The 25,425-nt window shown below is 61.1% G+C and carries 22 protein-coding genes and 1 riboswitch; of the genes, 14 read left to right on the forward strand and 8 right to left on the reverse strand.

Features of this window, described 5'->3' with window-relative positions; all coding sequences use genetic code 11:
• Positions 1 to 21: 21 nt before the first annotated feature.
• From NA647_RS00940 to NA647_RS00955, 4 genes are all read left to right on the forward strand, one after another.
• Positions 22 to 309, forward strand: coding sequence for a PA4642 family protein (locus NA647_RS00940; RefSeq protein WP_256056002.1), 288 nt, complete (start codon positions 22 to 24; stop codon positions 307 to 309).
• Positions 310 to 621: 312 nt separating this feature from the next.
• Positions 622 to 2,133, forward strand: a complete 1,512-nt coding sequence (mqo, locus tag NA647_RS00945) for a malate dehydrogenase (quinone) (protein WP_336604941.1) — start codon at positions 622 to 624, stop codon at positions 2,131 to 2,133.
• 109 nt (positions 2,134 to 2,242) lie between these two features.
• Positions 2,243 to 2,413 carry a hypothetical protein gene (locus NA647_RS00950; RefSeq protein WP_256056003.1) on the forward strand — a complete coding sequence of 57 codons (171 nt, stop codon included), beginning with the start codon at positions 2,243 to 2,245 and terminating at the stop codon, positions 2,411 to 2,413.
• A 147-nt stretch (positions 2,414 to 2,560) separates the two neighbouring features.
• Positions 2,561 to 3,145, forward strand: a complete 585-nt coding sequence (locus NA647_RS00955; protein ID WP_256056004.1) for a YajG family lipoprotein — start codon at positions 2,561 to 2,563, stop codon at positions 3,143 to 3,145.
• Positions 3,146 to 3,400: 255 nt separating this feature from the next.
• Here the strand turns inward: NA647_RS00955 and NA647_RS00960 are convergent, their stop codons facing one another.
• Entirely contained in the window at positions 3,401 to 4,777 is a 1,377-nt protein-coding gene (locus tag NA647_RS00960) for a DUF1329 domain-containing protein (RefSeq protein ID WP_256056005.1), read from the reverse strand.
• 426 nt (positions 4,778 to 5,203) lie between these two features.
• On the opposite strand from NA647_RS00960, the gene NA647_RS00965 reads away from it, so the two are divergent.
• The gene (locus tag NA647_RS00965; RefSeq protein ID WP_256056006.1) at positions 5,204 to 5,479 is read left to right on the forward strand and encodes a hypothetical protein; all 276 of its coding nucleotides are present in this window, start codon (positions 5,204 to 5,206) and stop codon (positions 5,477 to 5,479) included.
• A 23-nt stretch (positions 5,480 to 5,502) separates the two neighbouring features.
• Here NA647_RS00965 and NA647_RS00970 read toward each other — a convergent pair whose 3' ends face one another.
• Positions 5,503 to 6,666, reverse strand: coding sequence for a 1-acyl-sn-glycerol-3-phosphate acyltransferase (locus NA647_RS00970; RefSeq protein ID WP_256056007.1), 1,164 nt, complete (start codon positions 6,664 to 6,666; stop codon positions 5,503 to 5,505).
• Between the two features lie 105 nt (positions 6,667 to 6,771).
• Between NA647_RS00970 and NA647_RS00975 the strand changes: the two genes are divergently transcribed.
• The 4 genes from NA647_RS00975 (at position 6,772) to NA647_RS00990 (ending at position 8,796) form a co-directional block, all read left to right on the forward strand.
• Complete coding sequence (locus tag NA647_RS00975; protein ID WP_131650747.1) at positions 6,772 to 6,954, forward strand: CPXCG motif-containing cysteine-rich protein; 183 nt, start codon at positions 6,772 to 6,774, stop codon at positions 6,952 to 6,954.
• On the forward strand, positions 6,955 to 7,215 hold the full coding sequence (locus NA647_RS00980; RefSeq protein ID WP_256056008.1) for a DUF2007 domain-containing protein: 261 nt from the start codon (positions 6,955 to 6,957) through the stop codon (positions 7,213 to 7,215).
• Positions 7,216 to 7,291: 76 nt separating this feature from the next.
• Complete coding sequence (locus NA647_RS00985) at positions 7,292 to 7,912, forward strand: SOS response-associated peptidase (RefSeq protein WP_256056009.1); 621 nt, start codon at positions 7,292 to 7,294, stop codon at positions 7,910 to 7,912.
• 74 nt (positions 7,913 to 7,986) lie between these two features.
• On the forward strand, positions 7,987 to 8,796 hold the full coding sequence (locus tag NA647_RS00990; protein ID WP_256049663.1) for a M48 family metallopeptidase: 810 nt from the start codon (positions 7,987 to 7,989) through the stop codon (positions 8,794 to 8,796).
• A gap of 21 nt (positions 8,797 to 8,817) precedes the next feature.
• On the opposite strand, the gene NA647_RS00995 is transcribed toward NA647_RS00990, so the two are convergent.
• The 4 genes from NA647_RS00995 to NA647_RS01010 all read right to left on the reverse strand — a co-directional run bounded on the left by NA647_RS00995 (position 8,818) and on the right by NA647_RS01010 (position 12,219).
• Entirely contained in the window at positions 8,818 to 9,261 is a 444-nt protein-coding gene (locus NA647_RS00995) for an ester cyclase (protein ID WP_256049662.1), read from the reverse strand.
• Positions 9,262 to 9,344: 83 nt separating this feature from the next.
• Positions 9,345 to 9,932, reverse strand: coding sequence for a TMEM165/GDT1 family protein (locus tag NA647_RS01000; RefSeq protein ID WP_131650742.1), 588 nt, complete (start codon positions 9,930 to 9,932; stop codon positions 9,345 to 9,347).
• A gap of 110 nt (positions 9,933 to 10,042) precedes the next feature.
• Positions 10,043 to 10,150, reverse strand: a riboswitch (yybP-ykoY riboswitch).
• 45 nt (positions 10,151 to 10,195) lie between these two features.
• Positions 10,196 to 11,194, reverse strand: a complete 999-nt coding sequence (locus tag NA647_RS01005) for a class I SAM-dependent methyltransferase (RefSeq protein ID WP_256056010.1) — start codon at positions 11,192 to 11,194, stop codon at positions 10,196 to 10,198.
• 62 nt (positions 11,195 to 11,256) lie between these two features.
• Entirely contained in the window at positions 11,257 to 12,219 is a 963-nt protein-coding gene (locus NA647_RS01010; RefSeq protein WP_256056011.1) for a 2-hydroxyacid dehydrogenase, read from the reverse strand.
• Positions 12,220 to 12,274: 55 nt separating this feature from the next.
• Between NA647_RS01010 and NA647_RS01015 the strand changes: the two genes are divergently transcribed.
• Together NA647_RS01015 and NA647_RS01020 are read left to right on the forward strand one after the other, a co-directional pair.
• A complete protein-coding gene (locus NA647_RS01015) occupies positions 12,275 to 12,904 on the forward strand; it encodes a LysE family translocator (RefSeq protein ID WP_256056012.1) in 630 nt (209 codons plus the stop codon).
• A gap of 174 nt (positions 12,905 to 13,078) precedes the next feature.
• A complete protein-coding gene (locus NA647_RS01020; protein ID WP_256056013.1) occupies positions 13,079 to 14,761 on the forward strand; it encodes a fatty acid--CoA ligase in 1,683 nt (560 codons plus the stop codon).
• Here the strand turns inward: NA647_RS01020 and NA647_RS01025 are convergent.
• On the reverse strand, positions 14,758 to 16,860 hold the full coding sequence (locus NA647_RS01025; protein WP_256056014.1) for an ATP-binding protein: 2,103 nt from the start codon (positions 16,858 to 16,860) through the stop codon (positions 14,758 to 14,760). The two genes, NA647_RS01020 and NA647_RS01025, sit on opposite strands and share 4 nt — an antisense overlap.
• 648 nt (positions 16,861 to 17,508) lie before the next feature.
• On the opposite strand from NA647_RS01025, the gene NA647_RS01030 reads away from it, so the two are divergent.
• The 3 genes from NA647_RS01030 to NA647_RS01040 all read left to right on the forward strand — a co-directional run bounded on the left by NA647_RS01030 (position 17,509) and on the right by NA647_RS01040 (position 24,259).
• Positions 17,509 to 18,165, forward strand: coding sequence for an OmpA family protein (locus NA647_RS01030; protein WP_256056015.1), 657 nt, complete (start codon positions 17,509 to 17,511; stop codon positions 18,163 to 18,165).
• A gap of 154 nt (positions 18,166 to 18,319) precedes the next feature.
• Complete coding sequence (locus NA647_RS01035; RefSeq protein ID WP_256056016.1) at positions 18,320 to 22,033, forward strand: response regulator; 3,714 nt, start codon at positions 18,320 to 18,322, stop codon at positions 22,031 to 22,033.
• A 96-nt stretch (positions 22,034 to 22,129) separates the two neighbouring features.
• Entirely contained in the window at positions 22,130 to 24,259 is a 2,130-nt protein-coding gene (locus tag NA647_RS01040; RefSeq protein WP_256056017.1) for a putative bifunctional diguanylate cyclase/phosphodiesterase, read from the forward strand.
• Between the two features lie 18 nt (positions 24,260 to 24,277).
• Here NA647_RS01040 and NA647_RS01045 read toward each other — a convergent pair whose 3' ends face one another.
• Positions 24,278 to 25,195, reverse strand: coding sequence for an acyltransferase (locus tag NA647_RS01045; protein ID WP_256056018.1), 918 nt, complete (start codon positions 25,193 to 25,195; stop codon positions 24,278 to 24,280).
• Positions 25,196 to 25,425: the final 230 nt, after the last annotated feature.

Raw genomic sequence — 25,425 nt, forward strand, 5'->3', positions numbered from 1 at the left:
GCCCGTCGAACCGGAGAACGCATGCGCAAAGAAAAGAAACAGGTGATCGGCGAAGAGATCAGCGACGAAGCGATCAAGTTGTTTCTTGAACCGGAACCGGCTGATGAAACCCCGGCGTCCTTGTACAAACTGATCAAGGCCTACCGTGGATTGCGAGTCGCTGATTTCGAGCGTTTCCTGGGCTTCTTTGTCGAAGCGGGCTTCGATCTGAATGCGAAGGATGCCAAGGGGCAGGACTTCGTTGCTCTGATCGCTGATCAGCGCCAGGCCGAGCCTTATATCGAACTGATCAAGGCCGCCCGCGGCTGATACAGAGGCTTTGAGGGCGCGTCCGTCGAAGCAGGCAACATCCTTGACCCCGGCTGAGCAAGCGGCAGCCAAAAACGTTTTTTTCTCGCTGCATGTATCCCGTAGAGCCCTGGCCCCGGTCGCCTCGCTCCGGGATGCTTCGAAGCGAGGGGGAGAAGGCCATAAGCCGTTCTCCTGACAGCGGACCGACATCTTTGGGTGCCGGTCTTCGGGCACAAGCCCGAGCAGTGGCATGGAAACCTTCCTCCGTTTCTAGCCGCCTGGCTGGTGGTTCTACACGATGGCGTACTGCGGTCGTGACAGTTTAATGCTGTGATTCTGGAGAACGCGTTAATGACGCAACACGATAGCGAAGCCGTGGACTTGGTGCTGGTGGGAGCCGGCATCATGAGTGCGACTCTGGCAGTACTGCTCAAGGAACTCGATCCCAACATCAAGCTGGAGATCGTCGAACTGCAGGAGTCCGGGGCCGTCGAGAGCTCGAATCCCTGGAACAATGCTGGCACCGGCCACGCCGGGTTGTGTGAGCTGAACTACACCCCGGACAGTAAAGACGGCTCGATCGATATCAAGAAGGCCGTCACCATCAATGCCCAGTTTGAGGTCTCCAAGCAGTTCTGGGCTTACCTGACGGGTCGCGAAGGCTTCGGCAGTCCCAGAGACTTCCTCAATGTCGTGCCGCATCTGAGCTTCGTTCGCGGCGAAAAGAATATCGACTATCTCAAGCGTCGCTTCGATGCGATGAAAACCCACCACGCTTTCGAGAACATGGTCTACACCGAAGACCGCGCCACGATGGAAGAGTGGATGCCGCTGATGATGCCAGGGCGTCCAAGCGACGAGCCGATCGCCGCCACCCGTGCGCTGAACGGTACCGATGTCAACTTCGGTGAGCTGACCCGGCAAATGCTGGTGTATCTCGAGAGCAAGCCCGGCGTGAAGATGTCCTATTTCCAGAAGGTCACCGGCCTGGAGCGCAACGGCAAGGGCTGGCGCGTGGAGATCAAGAACACCCGCGACGGCAGCAGCCGCGAGATCGATACAGGCTTCGTGTTCCTGGGCGCGGGCGGTGCGGCGCTGCCGCTGTTGCAGTTGTCCGGTATCGAGGAAGGCAAGGGCTACGGCGGCTTTCCGGTCAGCGGCCAGTGGCTGCGCTGTGACAACCCGGAAATCGTCAAGCAGCACCAGGCCAAGGTCTACAGCCTGGCCGCCGTCGGTGCGCCGCCAATGTCCGTTCCGCATCTGGATACCCGCGTCGTGGACGGCAAGAAGTCGCTGCTGTTCGGACCTTACGCCGGCTTCACCACCAAGTTCCTCAAGTATGGATCGCCGCTCGACCTGCCGATGTCGATCCGTCCAGGCAACCTCAAGCCGATGCTGGCCGTCGCGCGCGACAACATGGACCTGACCCGCTATCTGATAAAGGAAGTGCGGCAGTCCATGGAGGATCGTCTGGAAACCCTGCGAGGTTTCTACCCCGAAGCCAAGGCCGGGGACTGGCGCCTGGAAGTGGCCGGCCAGCGCGTGCAAATCATCAAGAAAGACCCGAAGAAGGGCGGCATTCTGCAGTTCGGCACCGAACTGGTCTCCGCCAAAGATGGTTCGATCGCCGCGCTGCTGGGTGCATCGCCTGGTGCTTCGGTCACGGTGTCGATCATGCTCGACTTGATCGAGCGCTGCTTCCCTGAGCAGGCGCAGAGCGAAGCCTGGAGCCGCAAGCTCGGCGAAATCTTCCCTGCCCGTGAAAAGGTGCTGCAGGACGATGCGGCGGCGTATCGTGAAGTCACCGCCATCGTCGACAAGCGACTGGGTCTAGCTGACTGACAGATTCGGCGTTACCCGAAGCCGCGCTGCGTTACGAGCAGCGCGGCTTTTTTATTTCTGAATGGATGCTGGTAACTCAGCGGGCCGGAAGTGCGTCAGGCGGCAGCGGTTGGCCAATCATCCCGAGGGCGATTTCGTCAACTTCTATCCAGCCGCCGCCGTGCGGACGCTCGATGGCCGTCAACAGCATGCGGCAGCGGTGCTGATCATCGAGCAAGACGTAATGGCGCCTGGCCGGGCGCCGGAACAGAGCAGTCAACAGCGGCATGTAGGTCTCTGAGGGCTGGGCGCGTTATCGCACATGGGCGTTACCGTTCGATGAACGGAACGATGCCAGACCTGGACGGGTCTTTAGCGCATCCGCTGTCAGACAGTTACGGCGCTGGTTATACTGCGCGCCATTCATCCCTACTCTGGAGAAGACAGCATGCTGAAACGCCTGTTGTTCAGTGTGGCCGCCGCGTCGGCACTGCTACTGACCGGTTGCGCACACAGCCCGCAACAGCTCGATCCGACACCGAAAATCACCGGCACCATCAATCCTGTCGGCCAGGGACAGCCGGTCTCGGTGCGGGTGGTGGATGGTCGTTCGTCTCCAACGCTGGGCACGCGTGGTGGCCTGTACCCGGAAACCAGCGCCGTGATCGTGCCGAAGGAAAAAGTCATACCCAAGCTGCAGGCTCAGGTCGAAGCGGCGGTTCGCCTGCTTGGCTTCACGCCGTCGCCTAATGCCTACAATGCCCCGCAGCTGACCCTGACCCTGGCCGAGCTGAAATACCAGTCGCCGAAGGAAGGGCTCTACGTCACCGAGGCCACCATCGGCGCAACGCTCCGTGTCGAGGTGCAGAACGGCGGTCGTCGCTATACCGGTCGTTATGGCGCTTCGCTGAACCAGCGCTTCGGTATGGCGCCGAACGAGCAGACCAACACCAAGCTGGTCAGCGAAGTGTTGAGTGATGCGCTGAGCCGCGCATTCCGTGACCAGAGCATCGGTCAGGTACTGGCTCAGTAACCACGCCGGCACACTTGTTCAGACGAAAAGCCCGCATCTCGATGCGGGCTTTTTGTTTCCATCCGAGCAGCTGGGAATGGCGAGCCATCGCTTCTGTGAGAAGCCAGCTGGTGCTGGCGAGGTGGCTGTTCGCTGTGTCTGTGGCCGGAACGGAAAAGGCCCGTGTCCGGTGCAATACCAGACACGGGCCTTGAATCACGCTGACTGCCCTCTGGAAGACGGTTCAGCGGTGGGCGTCAGCCTGCAGTGCTCGAATCAGCGCACGCCGGAGTTGCGTAGGGCAGCCGGGGTGTACTGGTTGGAGTTGGCCTTGTAATCGTAGGTGTAGGGGTTCTTTTCCTCGTTCTTCATGCCCATCACCAGGTAGCGACCGGATACCAGGTCATACAGGGTTTCCATCGCATACAGTGGAACCTGATAGTTGTAGACCTGCTGAGCGTGAGCCTCGGCTACGCGCCACAGCGTGTCGCGACCGTCGTAGTGGTCGATCACGGCGGCTTGCCAGGTGTCCTCGTCGATGAAGAAATGGCGCTTGGCGTAGATGTGGCGTTCGCCCGTCTTCAGCGTCGCTTCGACTTCCCACACGCGATGTAGCTCGTAGCGGGTCAGGTCCTGGTTGATGTGCCCGGCCTTGATGATGTCGTCGTATTTCAGCGTCGGCGAGTCGAGGCGGTAGGAGTTGTACGGAATATACATTTCCTTCTTGCCGATCAGCTTCCAGTCGTAGCGGTCCGGCGCGCCGTTGAACATATCCAGGTTGTCCGAGGTGCGCAGGCCGTCAGCAGCGGTACCTGGGCCATCGTAGGCGACCTGCGGGGCACGGCGTACGCGGCGCTGGCCGGCGTTGTAGATCCACGCCATGCGCGGCTCTTTTACCTGGTCCAGGGTTTCATGTACCAGCAGCACGTTACCGGCCAGGCGCGACGGCTCGGTCACCTGCTGTTTGAAATAGAACAGAACGTTGCCGTGCTTTTCCGGGTTGAAGTCGCTCAGGGTGTCGGTATAGACCACTTCGTCGACGAACTTGACCAGGCTGTAGCTGCCATTGACCTGCGGCGTGGCCTGCGCCACGACCCGACGGGCAGAGCCGCCGCGATAGCGGGTGATGTGGTTCCAGGCGACTTCCAAGCCATCCTGCGGGACCGGGAAGGCGATGGCGGTATCGAAGTTCGCCAGGCCGTTGCCACCGCGGACCAGCTCGGTCTGGGTCGCGTTCTTTTTCGCGGCGTCATAAATACGCTGTGGTACCGCAGCGCTGCGGCGGGTCTCGAAGACCGGCAGGCGATAGGTTTCAGGGTAGCGCTTGAGCATGGCGATCTGGCCGGGGCTCAGGTTGTCCTTGTACTGCTCGTAGTTCTGCGCGGTGATGGTGAATTTGGGCTGATCGTTCGGGTATGGATCGCTGACGAAGCCGTCGGCGGTAATCGCTGCGGCATCCTTCGGCAGGCCGCCCGTCCAGGCCGGAATGGTGCCGGCGGCATTGCCAGCCTTCTCGGCTCCAATCGGGGTCAGGCTATCGCCGAGCTTGGCCGCTTCCGATTCGGATACTGCTGCTATGGCTCCGTTTGCCAGCAGGGCGCTTGCCAGCAAAGAGAGTGTGAGGGCCCCCGTCTTAAACTTGTTCTTATTCACTGTTCGGTCCTGTTGATCTTGATAACTGGTTTCCTGTGAGCCTACTGCCGTAAGCGCGGCGCTCTCAGGAGGCGACTTCCATGAAGTAGCGGGCCATTAGCCCGGTAAATGACGCCACGGTCGTAGCGATTTACAAGTTGCCGTTTGCTCGATCCGCGGCAGTTTCGCCCAGTTGCTCAGGCCAGGCGCACGCTCTATTTCGGTTGCTCGAGACAAGATGAGGGTGAAGCCGAGAGGGACTATAAGTCAACAATCGAGACGGCGCCTACCTGCATAAATGGCACAAATACCCGGCAAATTGCCAGCTCAGGGCCGCGCTCCTTTTGGTCGGGAACTGGCTGAAGCAGCGGACGTGCTTAGGTAGACTCGCTGCCGCGTCACTGGTCGGTTCGAGCCAGTAGCTTTCGCGGATCGTGGGGGGTTGGATTGTTACTGAAAACTGATATTTCGCAGCTGGCCGTTCTGGCCCCTTTGCTCAATTCGATGGCCTTGCTGATTGCGATGTGTGGCGCCTGGTTGCTGCTGGCGACACGCTGGCGTCAGCGGCTCGCGCTCAATGCGGCACGGCTGGCCGCGATACATCCAACGGGAGGGCAGGTCGGTGCGGCGGCGACGCAGCGAATCGATCGGTTCTTCCATGGCTTCGGTTTTGGCAGCTTGGCGCTGGCCTGCTTGCTTTCCTGGTTTTCCCGACTGGTCTGATTGCCAGCCGGGCGTCTCTGGCATTAGAGGCTCAGACCCGCCTTGAGCCTGTGCTGATTGCGAACCGGGGTGGCGTACTGCTGAATCAAATAGGGCTGCTGAACGCTCGGGCAGGCGGCCAGGCGCGTGCTCCACTCGGCTTCGGCCGCTGCGATTTCTTCGCAGCTGAACAGCTCGGCAATTTCCGGTATCGGTAGCTGCGGATCGCGTCCGTCCCATATCCGGTACGCCAGGTAATTCACCGGGAACAGTCGGTAGTCACCAAGGATCTGCTGGTCGATCGCAAGGGCCAATTGCTTAGGGTCGTCGGGAACATCGCAGATCGGCGTGCCGAAGCTGACGTGCACGCGTCCTTTGTAGCCGGTGATGCCTAGCGCGATGCTGGTGTCATCCTCGCCGGGCGCCTTGGTATAAGTGCCGGTGGTGGCGCGGATGTAGAGTTCGCGAGCCTTGGCCTGATCGCAGGGATCGTACTCGTAGCTGATAGACACCGGCGTCGGCCGCAACGCCGCCAGTGCCTCGGCGAAAGGCTCGTCCTTGCGGCTCATGTGCAACATTTTCAGGATCGCCGAGTCGGTGCGGTCGTCACCATCCTTGGCGCGCCCCTCGGCCTGAGCGATCCAGATCGACTCGCCGTCGTTGCGAATCGAGTGGTTGATGTAGGCGGAAAGCACTTGATAGGCCGCGAGCTTCTCGCGCCGGCCGGTAACCGAGCGGCGTACGATGAAACTCTTGTTCAGTCGCATCAGATCGCTGACAAAAGGGCGTTGCAGCAGGTTGTCGCCAATGGCGATACGCGGCGTACGCATTTTTGCTTGAAACACCGCGTAGTTGACGAAAGCCGGGTCCATCACGATGTCGCGATGGTTGGCTAGGAACAGATAGGCGCGGCCCGGCTGAAGGTCTTCCAGGCCGGAATAGGTGATGCCGTCCGTTGCGCGTTCAATGGTGCGGTCGAGGTACAGCTCGATCCGCGACTGCAGCGTATCGACCGAATGAATGCCTGCGAACTCGCGTCGCAGGCGGTGCGCTATGAGTGGTTTCAGCATCCAGCCCATCGGGCTGGCCAAGCGCGGGAAGCGGAAATGCGCCAGGATGTCGAGGAACTCTCGGTCGGCGAACAGTCGCTCCATCACGGCAGGGACTTCAGCGTCGGCGTAGGGTCGGATGGCTTCGAATTCGTCCATCATGCTCTCTGTAAGAAACTGAATAACCCCAATCGTTTGGGGTCGATATTAGGTGCTGGTGACACTGGACGGCGATTATAGCGGCAAGTCACGCGGGAGACGCTGATGCTCGAATCACAGGATTATCAATGCCCCTATTGCGGTGAAACGGTGGAGGCGCTGCTTGATCTGAGCGGCGGTGATCAGCGCTACATTGAAGATTGTTCGGTCTGCTGTCGGCCGATAGTTTTCGATCTGCGAACCGATGGTGCGGATTGGCAGCTCGATGTACTGCGGGAGGATGAATAGATGCAGCGTATTTACGAGCCCCGTGACCTGCTGGAAGCCGAAATGCTGTGCGGCATGCTGGACGCCGAAGGGATCGAGGTGTTTCTGACAGGACGGCATCTGGTCGGTGCTGTAGGCGAGCTTCCGGCGGCTGGTCTGCTTGGGCTGATGGTGGATGGTGCGCAGGCCGAGCGCGCGCGACAGTTGATCGCTGAGTACAATGGCGCCGAGCCGCTGCCCGGTGACGAGCCGGAAAGCTATCCGGGCGAGCTTATCTGCTGACGTAGGCCGGATGGCCGGCTCGCAGTCGTGCCGGTCGCCCGGTGCGCTCGATCTATTTACAACGAGTCCTGTATTCATGTGTGGCCGCTATGCCCTGTTTCGCTGGAGCCCGGCCTTCGCCGCGCTGCCCGGTTTTCCCGCTGATCAGCAGCCGCATTGGAGTCTGGCGCCCGGCGCGTCGGTCTTGCTGCTGCGGCAGCTGAACCACGAGCTGCAACTCGACAGCGTGCGCTGGGGGCTGACCCCGGCTTGGCTCACCGATTTCACACGGACGCCGGCCCAGGCGCGGGCGGAAACACTGGCCGAGCAGCCGATGTTTCGTGACGCCTTTCGCCTTCGTCGCGGCGTGCTGCCAGCCAATGGGTTCTATGAGTGGCGCGGTACGGCGCGCAAGCGGCCGTTCTGGATGACCGCTGAAGATTCCCTGATGTATTTCGCGGCGATTTGGGAGGCCTATCCGGTGCAGGGCCATACCTATCTCAGCGCTGCGGTGGTGACCCTGCCGGCGGCCAATCAACGGCGGCCGCTGATGCTGGGTCAGGCAGAGATGAGTGCCTGGCTCGACCCCGAAACCCCGCTGGAGGCGCTTCAGGCGCTATTGGCGACGCCCCAACCGCCACTGCGTGAGCGCCCCTTGGCGACATTTATCAACGACCCTAAGCTGGACGCTCCGGAATGCCTGACGCCAGTGAATTAGGCCTCCATCGCGAGCGGTTGCCCGAGTGGCAGGCTCGCTCTAGCATACGGCGCAGAATCCATCGGAGACACGACATGCTCAAGCCGCATTCATTAATCCTCTTTCTTGCAGCCTCCGCGCTTGCAGGTTGCCAGGCGGTCAATACCACCAGTGGTGGCGCAGTCGGAGTCGATCGCAAGCAATACATGTTCAGCATGTTGTCGACCGATCAGGTCAATCAGATGTATGCCCAGTCCTATCAGCAGACCCTGAGCGAGGCTTCCCAGAAGGGCGTGCTCGAGAAAAACAGCGCGATCAATAAGCGCGTGAATACCATCGCCCAGCGGCTGATCGCCGAGGTGCCGGCGTTCCGCCCGGATGCGGCGCAGTGGAACTGGGAGGTCAATGTCATTGACAGTCCGGAGCTGAACGCCAATTGCGGTCCGGGCGGCAAGATCATCTTCTATACCGGGCTGATCGAGAAGCTGAAGCTCACCGATGACGAGATTGCCGCGGTGATGGGGCACGAGATCGCACACGCCCTGCGTGAGCACGGTCGCGAGGCGATGTCCAAGGCTTATGGTGTGCAAATGGCGACGCAGATTGGCTCGGCCTTTGGCGTCGGTGACGGCAGCCTGCAGCTGGCCAACATGGGCGTCGAGTACCTGATGACGCTGCCCAACAGCCGCAACAATGAAAACGAGGCTGACCTGATTGGATTGGAATTGGCGGCGCGCGCCGGTTACAACCCGAACGCGGCGGTCAGCTTGTGGCAGAAGATGGGCGCCGCCGGCGGCTCGGCACCGCCAGAATTCCTCAGCACGCACCCGTCCTCGAGCAGCCGCACGCAGGCGTTGCAGCAAACCATTCCGAAGGTGATGCCGCTGTACGAGCAGAACCGCTGAGTTCGTTGTGCCGCTGACCGATCAGGTCAGCGGCAGCGTAACCGGAATCGGGCTTTCCATGCCCAGCTGTTTACGGGCACTTTCTAGATCGAACAGGGTATTGATTTCTTCGATATCGCCGGCCGGATTGAGCGTCCAGATCGACATGGCGGCGATGGTCAGGATCTTGTTGCTTGGTGCCAGTCCGAACACCGCTTTCTCCAGGGTGCCGAACAGCGTACTGGAGGTAACCACGCGGTTGCCTTCGCTGAGGCATTCATCCACGACGACTTCCAGGTCGGGCATTGCCTGGCGAATTTCGCGCACGATCAAACCGAAGCCGGCGTTGTTGACCGGCTGGGCAATGAACGAACTCTTATAGGTGAAATAACGGCTTTGCAGCTGTTCGGCCAACGCCAGTCGGCCTTTGCTCCAGCTCAGGTCGATGTGCTGCCGAACCCGCCGTTTTCGTTCCTCCGGTGACATGCCGCCTGCTCCCGTCAATGCCGCTAGAACGCGGTGAGGTCGCACTCTAGCAGCACCTGCGCTGCGGCAATTTGCGCTGCGTATCAGACTGGAAGCATGCCGCTCAAGCTCAAGGCCTGGTAGACGGCATACAACGCCAGGGCGGCGAAGCCGATAGCGGCGATGCGGCGGATCAGCGTGAGCGGCATGCGATCGGCGGCGAAGTTGCCGGCCAGTACCACCGGTACGTTGGCGATCAGCATGCCCAGCGTCGTGCCGATGATCACCAGAATGAAATCGGGATACTGCGCGGCGAGCATGACGGTCGCCACCTGGGTCTTGTCGCCCATCTCCGCCAGGAAGAAGGCGATCAGGGTGGCGACGAAAGGACCGAAGCGGCGTCCGCGCGAGGCTTCGTCTTCTTCGAGTTTGTCCGGTACCAGCGTCCACAGCGCCACGGCGGCAAAGGAGGCGGCGAGAATCCAGCTCAGGATCGAGGGGGAGACCAGCGAGGAAACCCAGTTGCCCACGGCTCCGGCGACGGCATGGTTGGCCAGCGTGGCGACGACGATGCCCCAGATGATCGGCATCGGGCGCCGATAACGAGCGGCCAGCAGTAGGGCGAGCAGCTGAGTCTTATCGCCAATCTCGGCGAGCGCAACGATCAGGGTGGGGATGTAGAACGATTCCAAGCGAACTTCCTTGCAGGGGCGGGTCGACGAAATCACCATGACACGCAACGCCTGCCCGCCCCGGGTCAGGTGTACGTGTCATGGGTCTTGTCAAACCGGGCACGACTGCCGAAGCAGCCCGTGCGGGTCGCATGCGCCATGGTCTGTGGACCAAGTATGTTGACGCATGCCAGGCGAGCAGGGCGCTCGCCGGAGACTACTCCCCCAGGACGGGCCGGAGTTTGCCCAAGCATGCCGCGTTGTGCAAGTCAGAGCGCTGGCCATCAGCCGCGTTTGGCGCGGTAGATGCGAAAGCCGTCCGCGTTGACGAGGGTTTCGCAGGGCCCCAGATGGGCCTCGATCAAAGGTGGATATTTGAGGAAGGCGTTAGCTACCAGGCGTAGCTCACCGCTGGGCCGAAGATGACTGGCGGCGCGCTGCAGCAGGGTTTCGCTGGCCTCGTAGTGGGTATGCACACCCTGATGAAACGGCGGATTGCTGATGATGGCGCTGCAGTTATCCGGTGCGGCGTCGATGCCATCGCCGGCAATGACCTCGGCTTTCAAGTCGTTGGCCGCCAACGTCATGCGGCTGCTTTCGACCGCGAATGCATCGACGTCCAGCAGCACGACTTCGCTATCCGGATAGCGCTTTTTCAGCGACGCGCCGATGATGCCGGCGCCACAGCCGAAATCCAGTAGCCGGCCGGTCGGCAAGTCGCCGAGCTGGTCCAGCAGCAATTCGGTGCCGCGATCGAGCCGGCCATGGCTAAATACGCCAGGCAGGCTGACGATCTGCAATGGACCATCCGGCCGCTCCAGCTGGAAGCGTTGTGCCAGGGTCTGCAAGTCGGGCGCCGGCGGGGTGTTCTCCACCCGGACCTGCCAGAGCTGGCAATGGCGGGCGCTGTCGAGCTTGCGCGCCTCGCCGAACGGCGCCAGCTGCCGGGCGGCCCGCTCCACACCGGCGCGCTTTTCGCCGACCAGATACAGCAAGCCGCCCGCCAGTCTGGCTGCCAGTGCGTTCAGCAAGTAATCGGTCAGCTCCCGGGACTTGGGCAGGAACAGTACCGCTGCTTCGAAAGCGGCCGCGGGAGGCTCCACGCCGAGGGTACAACGTTCGGCGAAGCGAGCCTGCAGCCGCTGATGATCTCCGGCGTGCCAGCTCCAGCCGGTGGCCTCGGGCAGTTGGCCGAGCAGGTCATCGGCCGGCAAGCCGGCGAGCAGCAGATTACCGCTGAACAGGTCGGCCTGGCGCAGCAGTACTTCGCTTCGGGGATCCATATCGCCTCCGGGCAAAAGCGGGCGAGCTTAGCAGCCTTGTCGCGGGCTGTATAAGCGGTGCATCAGCCAACCTGGCGCTTCGGTGTGCCGGCGAAAAACGCCTCGGCGTTTTCGACCATCTGCCCCACGATGCGCTGCCGTGCCTCGCGGCTGCCCCAGGCGCTGTGCGGCGTCACGATTAAACGAGGCACGTCCGCAGCCAGCAGCGGGTTGTCGTTGCTCGGCGGCTCGCTGGTGAGTACGTCGGTGGCGGCACCGCCCAGATGCCCACTGCGCAGCGTGTCCGCCAGCGCCTGCTCATCGATCAGGCCGCCTCGGGCGGTATTGATGACGAATGCCGATGGCTTCATCAGCTGCAATTCTCGGGCGCCGATCAGGTTGCGGGTCTGTTCGGTGAGTGGGCAATGCAGCGTCAGGGCGTCGACCTGGGGCAGCAGTGCGTCGAGCTCCAGGCGATCCGCACGCGGCGGGCGCCCCGGCAAGTTACCGGTCAACACTTGCATGCCCAACGCTTCGGCCAGTCTGGCCACGGCGCTGCCCAGCTCACCATGACCGAGCACGCCGAGGGTCTTGCCCGCCAGCTCGACGATGGGGAAATCAAGCAGGCAGAATTGCCCGCTCTCCTGCCAGCGTCCACGGGCCACGGCGCCTTGGTAATCTGGCAGTCGCGTGGCCAGCGCGAGTAGCAACATCAGTGTGTGTTGGGCCACGGTGGCGGTGCCATAGCCTTGGCAGTTGCTGACGACGATGCCGCGCTGCCTGGCAGCCGACAGATCGATGTTGTTGACGCCGGTCGCGGCGACCAGAATCAGCTTCAGGTCGGGGCAGGCGGCGAACACCGTGTCGTCCAGCGCGATTTTGTTGACGATGGCGACTTCGGCCCCCTGCAGCCGTTCGATGAGCTGCGTTTCGCTGGTCTGTGCATGGCAGATCAGCTCATCGAAGGCTGACTGCAATGGCGTCAGGTCCAGGTCACCCTGGTCGAGCGGGGAAAAGTCGAGGAATACGGCGCGGCGATTGGTCATGGACTTTACTCGTATGAATCAGCGGGCAGATGCCCGGAAATAGCGGAGTCGATAGATGTACTGGATGGAATTTCTCACCGTGGCGCTGGTGCACTTGCTCGCTGTGGCCAGTCCCGGACCGGACTTTGCGGTGGTCGTGCGTGAAAGCGTGACCCGCGGTCAGCGGAGCGGCAGTTGGACGGCCATCGGTGTCGGCAGCGGCATTTTGCTGCATGTGGGTTATTCGCTGCTCGGGATTGGCCTGATCGTCTCGCAGTCGATCGTGCTGTTCAACCTGTTCAAGTGGTTGGCTGCCGGTTATTTGTTCTATCTCGGCTTCCAGGCGCTGCGCGCAAAGCCGATGGGTGTCGACGAGCTGGCGCCTTCCGGCACCGGTAGTGTGCATTCGAGCCGACGCGCTTTCATGGTGGGATTCGTCACCAACGGCCTGAATCCCAAGGCAACGCTATTCTTTCTGTCGCTATTCACGGTGGTTATCGACCCTTATACCCCGCTCGCCGTTCAGGCTGGCTATGGGGTATATCTGGCGTTCGCGACCGGCCTGTGGTTCTGCCTGGTGGCTTGGCTGTTCAGCCGTGAGCGCGTCCGCGCCGGTTTTTCCCGGATGGGGCACTGGTTCGACCGAGTAACTGGCGCCGTCCTTATTGGCCTCGGCGTGCGTCTGGCAGCAAGCGAGATCGCTTGATCGCCACTGTGCAATCTGCTGTTGCACAGTGGCGACTCGGAGGGTGAACGGCTGCGCTGCCGATGGTCGGAGTGGAGAGGTGCAGCGCAGTCCCGCGGCAAAGGCGCTGGCAGGATTGAGCAACCGGATTCAGACCCTAGCGTGCCTGGCATAACATCAATAAAAGGAAGCCCTATGTTGCAGACCCGAGTGATCAAACCCGCCGCCAATGCCTACCAATATCCGCTGTTGATCAAGAGCCTGCTACTGTCGGGGCAGCGCTACGAGCGCACCCGCGAGATTGTCTATCGCGACCAACTGCGGTTCGACTATCGCACGCTCAATCAGCGCATCGCCCGGCTCGCCAACGTGCTGACTGCCGCCGGGGTCAAGGCGGGGGACACCGTGGCGGTCATGGACTGGGACAGCCACCGTTACCTCGAGTGCATGTTCGCGATCCCGATGATTGGCGCGGTGGTTCACACCATTAACGTGCGCCTGTCTCCCGAGCAGATCCTCTACACCATGAATCACGCCGAGGATCGTTTCGTCCTGGTCAACAGCGAGTTCGCGCCGCTGTATCAGGCCATCGCCGGGCAACTGACCACCGTAGACAAGACGCTGCTGATTACCGATGCCGAGGACAAGAGCTGCGACTTGCCCAACTGCGTCGGTGAATACGAAAGCCTGCTGGCAGAGGCGGAGCCGCATTACGTTTTCCCGGACTTCGATGAGGATTCGGTGGCGACCACCTTTTACACTACCGGCACGACCGGCGACCCCAAGGGCGTTTACTTCACTCACCGTCAGCTTGTGCTGCATACCCTGGCTGGGGCCGTGACGGTCGGTTGTCGCGAGAACCCGCAGTTGTTAGCAGCGGGCGACGTCTATATGCCGATCACACCAATGTTCCACGTTCATGCCTGGGGGCTGCCGTACATCGCGACGATGCTGGGGCTCAAACAGGTCTATCCCGGGCGTTACGATCCAGAGTTGCTGATCGAGCTGTGGCGCCGCGAAAAGGTGACCTTCTCCCACTGCGTACCGACCATCGTGCAGATGCTGCTCAATGCCAAGGCAGCCAAGGACGTAGATTTCAGCGGTTGGAAGCTCACCATCGGCGGTAGCGCGCTGACTCGCGGTCTTTACGAATCGGCGCGTGCCTGCGGCATGCAGCTGGTGGCTGCCTATGGCATGTCGGAGACCTGTCCGTTGATCTCGGGCGCGCATATCAACGATGAGCTGCGTCAGGCCAGCGAAGACGAGCAAATCGGCTATCGACTCAAGGCCGGGATTCCGGTGGTTCTGGTCGACGCAGCGATTCAGGCTCCCGATGGCAGCTTCCTACCGGCCGATGGCGCGTCACAGGGCGAGCTGGTGCTGCGTGCGCCATGGCTGACCCAGGGGTATGCCGGAAACCCTGAAAAGAGCGAAGAACTCTGGGCGGGCGGATGGCTGCATACCGGCGACGTCGCGACTATCGACGAAATGGGCAATATCGATATCCGCGATCGCATCAAGGATGTCATCAAGACCGGTGGCGAGTGGCTTTCGTCACTGGCACTGGAAGGTTTGATCAGCCGCCACGATGCTGTGCGCGATGTGGCGGTGGTAGGTGTGCCGGATGAGCGCTGGGGCGAGCGGCCTTTCGCCCTGCTGGTGCTGGGCGAGGGCAAGCAGCTCGATGCGCGGACGCTGCAGAGCTTTCTGGAGCCTGCGGTGGAACAGGGGCATATCAACAAGTGGGCGATCCCGCAGCAGATCGCGGTCGTCAACGAAATTCCCAAGACCAGCGTCGGCAAGCTGGACAAGAAGCGTATACGGGTCGACATCGCACGCTGGCTGGAAGAGGGCAACAGCGCGATCTCGTCGATTTAGACCTGGTTCGTATTCTGGCCAGGCTCCAGCATGCTGCGAACCTTTTCTTCGAGGTCGTTGATGGTGAAGGGTTTGGTCAGGACTTCGTAATCCGACAAGGTGTTGCTACGGTCCAGTACCGAGCTCTCGGCGTATCCGGTGATGAACAGTACGCGCAAGGACGGCCGCTTTTCCTTTGCCGCATCGGCAAGCTGGCGCCCGTTCATGCCGCCGGGAAGGCCGATATCGGAAATCAGCAGGTCCAGGTGCGCATCGCTATCGAGGATACGCAAGCCGCTTGGGCCTTCGGCAGCCTCCAGGGTGTTCAGCCCCATTTCCTGCAAGACCTCCGTTACTAGGGTGCGAACGTTGGGCTCGTCATCCACCACCAAAACGGTTCGGCCCTCGACCGAGGTGGAAGCCGGCTCAGGCGTCGCCGGCGCTTGCAGGCTGGCCGACTGGCCGTGATAGCGGGGCAGGTAGATCCAGGCGCTGGTTCCTTCGCCCACGGTGCTTTCGATGCGCACGGCGCCGCCCGATTGCTTGGCGAAGCCGTAGACCATCGACAAGCCAAGCCCGGTGCCTTCACCCAGAGGTTTGGTGGTGTAGAAAGGATCGAAGACATAGCCGAGCCGCTCCGGAGGAATGCCGACACCGGTGTCGCGTACGCCGAGCGCGACATATTCGCCTGGCGGCAGAGTGAGTTCTTCGGCGAGCGGCTCGCCCAGCACCAGGTTTTCGCTGGTCAATGTCAGCCGGCCGCCATCAGGCATAGCGTCACGGGCGTTGATGGTCAGGTTCAGTAACGCGTTTTCCAGCTGATTGGTGTCGCAGAGCGTCAGCCAAAGTTCATCAGTTAGCTGCGTCGAATAACTTACCAACGGGCCTATGGTGCGCTGCAGCAGCTCCATCATCCCTTCTATCAGGGCGTTCAGATCGGTAGGGCTGGGGTCGAGCGTCTGTCGACGGGAGAAGGCCAGCAGACGATGGGTCAGCGCCGTCGCTCGATTGGCGGAGGTCAGCGCACTGTGAATGTAGCGCTCCAAGTCCCCCGTACGGCCTTGCTGCAAGCGCACGGACAGTAGCTCCAACGAGCCGATTACGCCCGCAAGGAGGTTGTTGAAATCGTGGGCGAGGCCGCCGGTCAGTTGGCCTACCGCTTCCATTTTCTGCGACTGGCGCAGCGCCGCCTCGGTTTTCGCCCGTGCGGCTACCTCGGCGTTGACTCGTTGTTCGAGGGTTTCGTTGAGGCGCTGCAGCGCCCGTTCGGTACGTTTGTGCTGGGTGATGTCGAGACAGGCACCAACCATGTACGTGGGTCTGTCGTTGCTGTCGGTGAACGTTTGCCCTTTATCGAATATCCAGCGCTCGGTGCCCTCCGGCAGGAGGACCCTGAATTGCATTTCCAGGTCGTCACCGTAGCGCGCGCAGCGTTCGCACTGCTGGGCAATGGCAGCCCGATCGTCTGGATGAATCCTGTCGAGAAGATCGTCGAGCCAGCCCGAGGTCAGCCCCTCCAGACCGAATAGCCGTTGCATGGGCAGGTCCATGTCCAGGCGGTTGTTGCGCAGGTCCCAATAGAATGTACCGGTGCCGGAAGCCAGCAATGCCGCATTCAGGCGCTCGTCGCTCTCGCGCAGCCGCAGCGCCGCCGATTCCCGTTCGAGCAGGCTTTCGGTGACGTCCTCGGCCTGATGAATGATGTAAGCGACCCGGCCTTGCTCATCGAACACCGGAACGTTGACGACGTCCCAGTAGCGGTTTTCGTAATGGCCGCGTTCGTCATTCGGCACGCGCAACGGATAGCCGACCGTCTTCAACTGTTGCGTGTGCCCGGTGCGTGCCACTTCGGCCAGCGATGCACGCAGCTGGTTGACGCCAGACGAGCTCAATGCCGAAGCCGTTCCGCCGTTGTAGATATGGAACAGGGGATGACCAATGACGTCTTCACGACGCGTCATGGTCGCCCGCAGGCGCTCTTCGCTGGCGGCCACCATCGTGTAGTCGGCATCATTGGCGACCACGAGAAAGTTTCCAGGCAAGGCGTCGAACGCGCGCTGCAAATCCGCAATGTCGATGGTTCGGCTCTCCGACTGAGCGGCACGCCATGCGTGCCGCACAAGCAACTGTGGCTGTTTACGAAAAATTTGGTTTCTGAGATTGTCAGAACTGCAATGCCGCATGTTGGTTCGCCCGACAGGCAGTGCAGCTCCGGATTCATGGCAGGCCGGCCATGAAGCGTTGCGGCATTGCGCTGTCTACACCGGGCTTTGATTACGCAAGACGAAGCCTTTGATTGCCGATGTTCAGATTCGCTGAGTTGGCCGCGCGATCTGCGGGCGGCGATTATGCCACCATCGAGGGATGGAACAGTTTGATGGCTGTAGCGTCTCGACGAATGCGATCGAACGGCGTCGCCTTCGATGTTGAGGACGATGCGCAAAAATCTTTTTGCCAAGCACTGATCCGGTGCGGGTTCGTCGGTCCGTTCCGGTTCTGCGCTCAGCTGGGTGTTAACCTAGGGGCTGTTCCCGTTCGTCGCGGCCGCCTAGGTTGCGCGGCAAATGACGCTATGCGGCGTTGCGAGACTTGGCAAGGGAACAACCATTACCTGCGTCCCGCTCCTTGCGTAACGCCGCCCGGCCTGGCGTCATTTGGCGCAGCAACGCGGCTCGCAGCGAAACGGGAACAGACCCTAGCGCCGTATTTTCAGCCTGTAACGGCATAACTGCCGGCAGGCTGACGTCCCGGAGATGAAGGAAGTAATCATGAAAAAGCTCAGCAACCTGACCGTAGTCGCCGCCACCATCGCTCTGCTGTCGGGCTGTACCAATAATCCCTATACCGGCGAGCGAGAGGCCGGCAAGGCAGGCATTTATGGCGGTATTGGCGCGGTGAGTGGCGCGGTAATCGGTGCCGCCACCTCTAGCAAGAAGGACCGTGCCAAGGGCGCTCTGATCGGCGCGACGGTCGGCGGTGCTGCTGGCGGCGGCTATGGTTATTACGTCGATACCCAGGAAGCCAAGTTGCGTCAGACGCTGCAAGGCACGGGCGTTCAGGTCCAGCGCGACGGCGACAACCTGACGTTGATCATGCCAGGCAACATCACGTTCCCCAGCAACTCGGCGGATATCTCCAGCAGCTTCTATCCGACCCTGAATTCCCTCGTCCAGGTGTTCAGGGAGTTCAACAAGAACGGCATCGATATCGTCGGACACACCGACAGCACCGGTTCGCAACAGCTCAATCAGGATCTGTCCAACCGTCGTGCCCGTAGCGTGGCGGCATACCTCGAAGGCAACGGTGTCGCCGCGTCACGAATTTCCTCTTATGGCGCGGGCCCGAGCCAGCCGATAGCTAGTAACGACACGGCTTCAGGCCGTGCCCAGAACCGCCGCGTAGAAATCAATCTGCGGCCGCTGTAAGCCGCTTCGAGCAGGCGGGACCGCAAGGGTCTCGCCTGTGGCAGTTAAGTGACGCCAATTTTACATCTTTTCCTTGTCGGACATTGAACCTCTCGGCGATTCGCGACTCTGAAGCTCGTGACAGCGAGCCATGTAGTGGCACTGAGGAGGTCGAATGGAAGATCGTTCCGCTCTCCATTCTCGTAAGCCTTGGCTGCCATTGGTAGTAACGCTGGTTCTGATGGCGGGGCTCGGAGGATGGGTCGGCTGGCAATGGCATGTTCAGGAAGCGCGAATCCACGCAGAGCAAGCGCAGCGATTCAATTTGGTGGTCAACGACCTCGAGAGTAATCTGCGCGAGCGCATGCGCGCCTACGAAATGGTCATGCGCGGTTTGGCCGGCTTATTCGTTGGGAGCGATACCGTCAGTCTGGAAGACTGGAATCGCGCTTCCGATCAGCTTCAGCTACAAGACTTCTATCCCGGCATCCAGGCGATCGCTCTGTCGCGTCACGCGCGCGCAGATAATATGGCCTCGGTGCTGGAGAAGATGCGGGCCGGCGGCAGCGATGTCCGCATGTATCCGGCCGGAGTGCGCGATGAGTACCTGATTACAGACTACATACATCCTCTAGACTGGCGTAATCGCCGGGTGCTGGGCTTTGACCTGTTGAGCGAGGGAACCCGCAGAGAAGCCATCCTTGCCGCGCGTAACATTGGCACGCCGATGCTGACGGGGCCCTTGCGTCTCAAGCAGGAGACCGGACAGAACGTTCAGGTGGGTATTCTGCTGTTTCTTCCGCTTTACCGAGTCGGGGAGCCCATCACAACATTGGAGGAGCGCCAGAAGGCGTTCGCCGGGACGTTACATGGCGCATTCCGGCTTACCGATTTGTTGGAGGGCGTGCTGGGGTCGCGGAGCAAACTGTTCCAGATACAGCTGTTCGACGCTGCGGCCCCGGACGAACCGTTGCTGGTGGGCCGCGCGCCGGTCAGTGCCGATGCGAGTTTCCGTCGCACCCGAAATATCTATATGTACGGCCGTAGCTGGCAACTGGATGTGGCCAGTACGCCGGAGTACGAAGCCATCCTGACCCGAGCCAGCGGAGCCTTCAACTTGGCGGCGGGACTGTCCGCCGCGGTGCTGTTTGCGCTGTTGATAGGCGGCTACCTATACCTGCGTGAACGGGCGCTGCGCAACAGCCAGGCGCTCGGTGCGCAACTCCAGGAGCGTGAGGCACGCTTCCGACAGCTGATCGAGCAACTGCCCGTAGCGACCCTGATGTGCGATGGCCAAGGGCGAATCGAACTGGCCAACCAGAGCGCTGCTGCGCTGCTCGGAAGCAGTGCTGGTCTGCTCGCTGGCGAACGTCTTGGCCGTTATGTGCCCGGCGTGCTAAGCGAGGCCGCAGGCGGGCAGCGGGGTGAAACCAGCAATCAGGAAAGTCACGCGTTACGGGAGGATGGCGCGCCGATACCGGTTTCACTGAGCCTGACCAGCTTCAATCGCGATGACGGCATCCACCACCTGCTCAATCTGGTCGATCTGCAACAGCGCAAACGGGACGAAGAGCGCTTCCGCAACGTCGTCGAAGCGTCGCCGAATGCCTTCATTCTGTTCGACCAGGAAGGGCGAATCGTCATGGTCAATCGACAGACCGAACTGCTGTTCGGCTATAGCCGGCAAGAGCTGGTGGGCGAGCCGGTCGAGCTGCTGATCCCCGAGTCGATGCGCAAGATCTATCTCGAGATACGCCATCGTTTCGCTCAGGAGCCCGAGTCGCGCCGCCTGGGTGAAAACCGCGAATTGTTCGGTCGTCACAGCGATGGCCGTCTGTTGCCCGTCGAGGTCGGCCTATCTCCGCTGCGCAGCGGTGAGGAGCAGCTGGTGCAGGCCGTGGTGATCGATATCGGTCACCGCAAGGCGGCGGAGCGGCGTCTGCGCGATCAGGCCAACGAACTGGTCGTCGCCAATCGCTACAAGTCCGAATTCCTTGCAAACATGTCTCACGAGCTGCGTACGCCGCTCAACAGCATCCTGATCCTCAGCGATCAACTGAGGCAGAATGCGGCGGCCAATCTGACCGAGAAGCAGGTTCGGCACGCCGATATCATTCATCGGGCCGGGCATGACCTGCTGCAGCTGATCAATGATGTGCTCGACCTGGCCAAGATCGAAGCGGGCCATATGCAGATCAAGCCGGAACCGCTCAATCTGGCTGAGCTACTGGCAGAACTGACCAATGGGCTCCAGCCGATGGCCGAGCAGAACGGGCTGGCGCTCGGTACCCGAATCGCGCCGGACGTGCCGGTAACGATCATTACCGACCGCTCACGCCTGCAGCAGATCCTGCGCAATCTCGTCACCAACGCATTGAAGTTCACCGAGCAAGGCTTCGTGGATATCCATGTCACCTGCAAGCCGGCCGAGCAGCCTGCTGATGAAGACATGCTGCAGATCTGTGTGACCGATACCGGTATCGGCATCGCTGAAGACCAGCACGAACGGATCTTCCAGGCCTTCCAGCAAATCGACGGCTCGATCAGCCGGCAATACGGCGGCGCCGGGCTGGGATTGGCCATCGCACGGCAGCTGGCCGAAGTGCTGGGCGGCGGTATTCATCTGCGAAGCGCGCCGGGTCAGGGTTCGAGTTTCACTATCGAGTTGCCGCTGAGACTGGCCGCAGCCACGGAGATCCGGACGCTGCGGCCGTTTCAGCTCCGAGGCCAGGGCGGCGGCGTATTGATCGTCGAGGATGATGCCGATTTCGCCTCGGTAGTGGCTGAGGTCGGGCAATCTCATGGTTTTCCCAGCACTGTTTGCGGCACCGGACAAGAAGGGTTGGAGGCCTTGGAGCGCGACCGTTTCGCGGCCGTCATCCTCGATATCCTGTTGCCGGATATCAGTGGCTGGCAGGTCCATCGGATCCTGCGAGAGGATGCCCGGCATCAGGGCACGCCGGTGTACATCATTTCGTGCGTGCCGCAGCCGCATGGCTGGTCCGATGACAATTCGCGCTATTTGCTCAAACCTGTGACGCACTCGGAGCTCGAACGCCTGTTCGTCGACCTGGCTCGGCAGGAAGCCAGTCCAACGCGATTGCTGCTCGTGGAAACCGAACCGGAGCGGCGACGTCAATTGCATGAGCACTTCGAGCGTCTTGGATACCGTGTCACCGACTGCCAGAGCAGCGAAGATGCGCGGCTGGCCTATGCGGAGCATGCCTTCACGGTCCTGGTCATCGATTTCGATCTGCCTAACGAAGACGGCCTGGAGCTGCTCGAGGCGCTCGACAGGCTACGTTCGCTCAAGGATGCACGGGTCATACTGAACAGCCGTGCACCGCTTTCAGAAAAGAATCTGGAGCGGCTACGGCGTTACTCATCGGTTGCGTTGTCAAAAACAGAGGGACTGGAGCATATGGAAGATGCATTGAAGCCCGCTGAGGCTGAGGCTGAAGCTGTGGCGCTGAATATGGACGAGGTGGAGCATCCCTTGCTGGGACGACGGGTGCTGCTGGTGGATTCCGACGTGCGGTCGATATACGCCATCAGCGCCCTGCTCGACGAGCAGGGGCTGCAAGTGGTGCCGGCTACGACAAGCACCGAAGCGCTTGAACGATTCGATGAAGATGCCTTCGATCTGGCATTGGTGGACATGGCATTGCCGAATAATGACGGCCCTGCACTGATACGCCAGCTCAGAAACGACTATGGTTGTCAGGTGCCGATCGTGGCACTGGCGGCCGGAGCCGATCCGGCCGTCCGAGATCAGAGCGTCACTGCCGGGGCCGACGATTTTCTGTTCAAACCGGTCGAACGCGCCAAGCTGGTCGAGTTGCTGCGACGCTGCCTGGAGCGCGTCGATGGCCCTCACGAGAGTCCATAAGGAGAAGTACGTGACGCATCGTTCGTCCAGAGTCGGCCGCCGTGCAGCCGCCATTGAAATCGGAAGTAACTGCGCAGCGGGCAGGAGAGTCAGGTAATGGCGCGGGCACAAGCCAAATCACAACCTCGTACCCGCACACTGCTGGTGGTGGACGATCGCGAAGCGAATCTGGTGGCTATGGAAGCCCTGCTAGGTGATGGCGACTGGCAGGTGCATACGGTCAACTCCGGCGAGGCTGCGTTGCAGGCGCTGCTTGATCTGGACGTGGAACTGGTTTTGCTGGACGTGCAAATGCCAGGCATGGATGGCTTCGAAGTGGCGCGCCTGATGCGCGGCAGCCCCCATACACGTTACACACCGATCATCTTCGTCTCGGCCATCGCGCATACCCGCGAGTCGGTGCTGCGCGGTTACGCAACGGGTGCAGTTGACTTCATCCTCAAGCCGTTCGATCCGCAGGTGCTCAAGCACAAGATCAACACCCTGCTCAGTCATGAACACAACCGACGCGATCTGCAATTGCTGACTCAGCAGCTCGACAGCGCGCGCGCCTTCAATGCCTCGGTGCTGAACAACGCTGCCGAAGGCATCCTGGTGGTGGGCGAGGATGGCTATATCAGTTTCGCCAATCCGGCGATCGCGCAGATGCTGCACACCAATGTCGATGATCTGCAGGGCACGGCGCTGGTCGATCATCTGGCGTCCCCGCAAATGCCTGAAGTCTGGCGCGATACTGACTTCTACAAACAGTGGCGTAGCGGCAATACCTACCGTCTGCACGAGGCGCAGCTCTACACCGCCAATGGCGGTACCTTGCCGGTTGCCTTGTCTTCGTCGCCACTGCCTCGCCAACAGCGCTCGATGGTGGTGATCGCGCTGGACATGTCGGTGGTGCGCAACCTCCACGTCCAGCTGGAAACCCAGGCGGTAACCGATTCGCTGACCGGGCTGCTGAATCGGCGTGGGTTTCATCAGGCGCTGGAGTCGGCCTTGGCGCGGATCGATCGGAACGGCAAGCGCATGGCCATCCTTTATATCGACCTCGACGGCTTCAAGCGCATCAACGACTCGCTAGGCCACGATGCCGGCGACGAGATTCTTTGCCGCGTCGCGCGGGTGCTGGAAGCCTGCATGCGTCCCTACGACATCATCGCGCGGATGGGCGGGGACGAATTCACCGCCTTGCTGGATTCTCTCGATCATCCCGAAGACGCGGCGAAAGTCGCGGAGAAGCTTATCGAGCTGATTTCGGTCCGACACACCATCAACGGCACCGATGTGACTTTGGGCGCCAGTATCGGCATCGCCCATTTTCCCGATTGCGGGCAGAGCGTCGAAGAACTGCTTCGCTCGGCGGACATGGCCATGTATGAAGCCAAGCGCGCCGGGCGTCAGCAATACCGCTTCTTCTCCAGCGAAATGAATGGCCGCGCCCATGCGCGTCTGATGATGGAGGAAAACCTGCGCAGCACCATCGAGCGCAATGGTTTCGCGCTGGCCTATCAGCCGCAGATAGAACTCAAGACCGGCGAGCTGCGCGGATTCGAGGCCTTGCTGCGCTGGGACTTTGCCGGACGCGGCGAAGTCGAACCCAACGTCTTCATTCCCTTGCTGGAGGAGACTCGACTGATCGATCGGGTTGGCGAATGGGCGCTACGTGAAGGGCTGGCTCAATGTCGGGATTGGCGCGAGCGATTCGGCGACAAGCTGATACTGAGTTTCAACGTCAGCCCGGTGCAGTTTGCCCGGGCTGGACTGATAGGCGAACTGCGCCGTCTGCTCGACGAATACCAACTGGATCCTCGCCAGTTGGAGCTGGAGGTCACCGAAGGCGCGCTGATGCAGGATCTGGAGCAGAGCTGTGACAAGCTTCGGCAATTGCGGGAGCTTGGCGTCAAGGTCGCGGTTGACGACTTTGGCACCGGCTATTCGTCACTGGCCTACCTGCGCCATTTCGATCTGGATACGCTGAAGATCGACCGGTTGTTCATTGCCAATATGCTCGACTCGCCCCGTGACGCGGCGGTGGTCAGCACCATCATCGACCTGGGACGGAACCTGGAGTTGGAAGTGATCGCCGAGGGGGTTGAGACCCTGGCCCAGCGCGATTGGCTGATTGCTCATGGCTGCCAGGTCATGCAGGGCTTTCTGGTGGCGCCGGGCTTGGTCGTCGAGGACGCCCTGGTCTTTCCTCGGCGCGTAGATTGGCAACAGCTCGACCGGTAACGTCGGCCGCTGCCAGGTTCAACGGAGCGGCTGCCTCGGCGGATACTGTCGATGCAGCTCTTCGAGCCTAGCGTCCTTTTCGCTCCATAGCTCGTTGACCCATTCCTGAAAGCTGAGTCGATAACCCTCATCCTGATCGTAACTACGATGCAGGAATTCGGCCGGGATGGGTTGCGAGTCGATGCGCATGACCACCTGGCCGATCCGGCCGCAGAGCAGATCCCAGAAGCTCGGATTGCCATTCGGGTAGTGGATGGTGACGTTAATCAGCGAAGTCAGTTGCTCACCCATCGCATCGATCACGAATGCGATGCCGCCAGCTCTGGGTTTGAGCAGGTAGCGATAGGGCGAGGCCTGTTCGGTGTGCTTGTCCTCGGTGAAGCGCGTGCCCTCGAGAAAGTTGAACACGGACACCGGGTTGGTCCGGTAGCGCTCGCAGGCCTTGCGGGTCGTGGCCAGATCCTGGCCGCGCTTTTCCGGGTACTTGGTCAGGTACTCCTTCGTGAAGCGTTTCATGAAGGGAAACTCCAGGGCCCACCAGCACAGGCCAATGACCGGTACCCAAATCAGCTCCTGTTTGAGGAAAAACTTCAGGATCGGCATTTGCCGGTTCAGTTGGTACTGCAGCATCAGGATATCGGCCCAGCTCTGGTGGTTGCTGGTGACCAGATATGAATGCTGCATGTCGACCTTTTCCAGCCCCTGCACATCCCATTCGGTGCGCCGCACCAGGTCCATCCAGAAGCCATTGACCGCCATCCATGACTCAGCAATCCAGTGCATGCCAAAGCGCAGCGCACGCTGAACGCGAGGAATCGGCAGCGCCAGTTTTAGCAGCGAAAGGAAGAACAGCGGCCAGCACCAGAACAGCGTGTTCAGCGCCAGGGTCAGGCCAGCGAGGATGCCTCGCAGGGGCGCGGGAAGGAAGCTCAGCATAAGTTGTCTCGTCGATACGGCTGATTCGAGGCGCCAAGGGTAGCGATTGCGCGCCGAACTGCAAGTCACTGGCCGCAGGCGATAGGCGATAGGCGATAGGCGATAGGCGATAGGCGATAGGCGATAGGCGAGAAGCTTGAAGCCTGAAGCGATCCGAGCGAGCGTAGGGTGGGCCGGGCGGCGCTCCGCTTCAGCCCACCAGAGCTTCTCAAGCGAGTGGTGGCTGAAGC

The sequence above is a fragment of the Stutzerimonas stutzeri genome, from assembly GCF_024448985.1.
Taxonomy (GTDB): domain Bacteria; phylum Pseudomonadota; class Gammaproteobacteria; order Pseudomonadales; family Pseudomonadaceae; genus Stutzerimonas; species Stutzerimonas stutzeri_AP.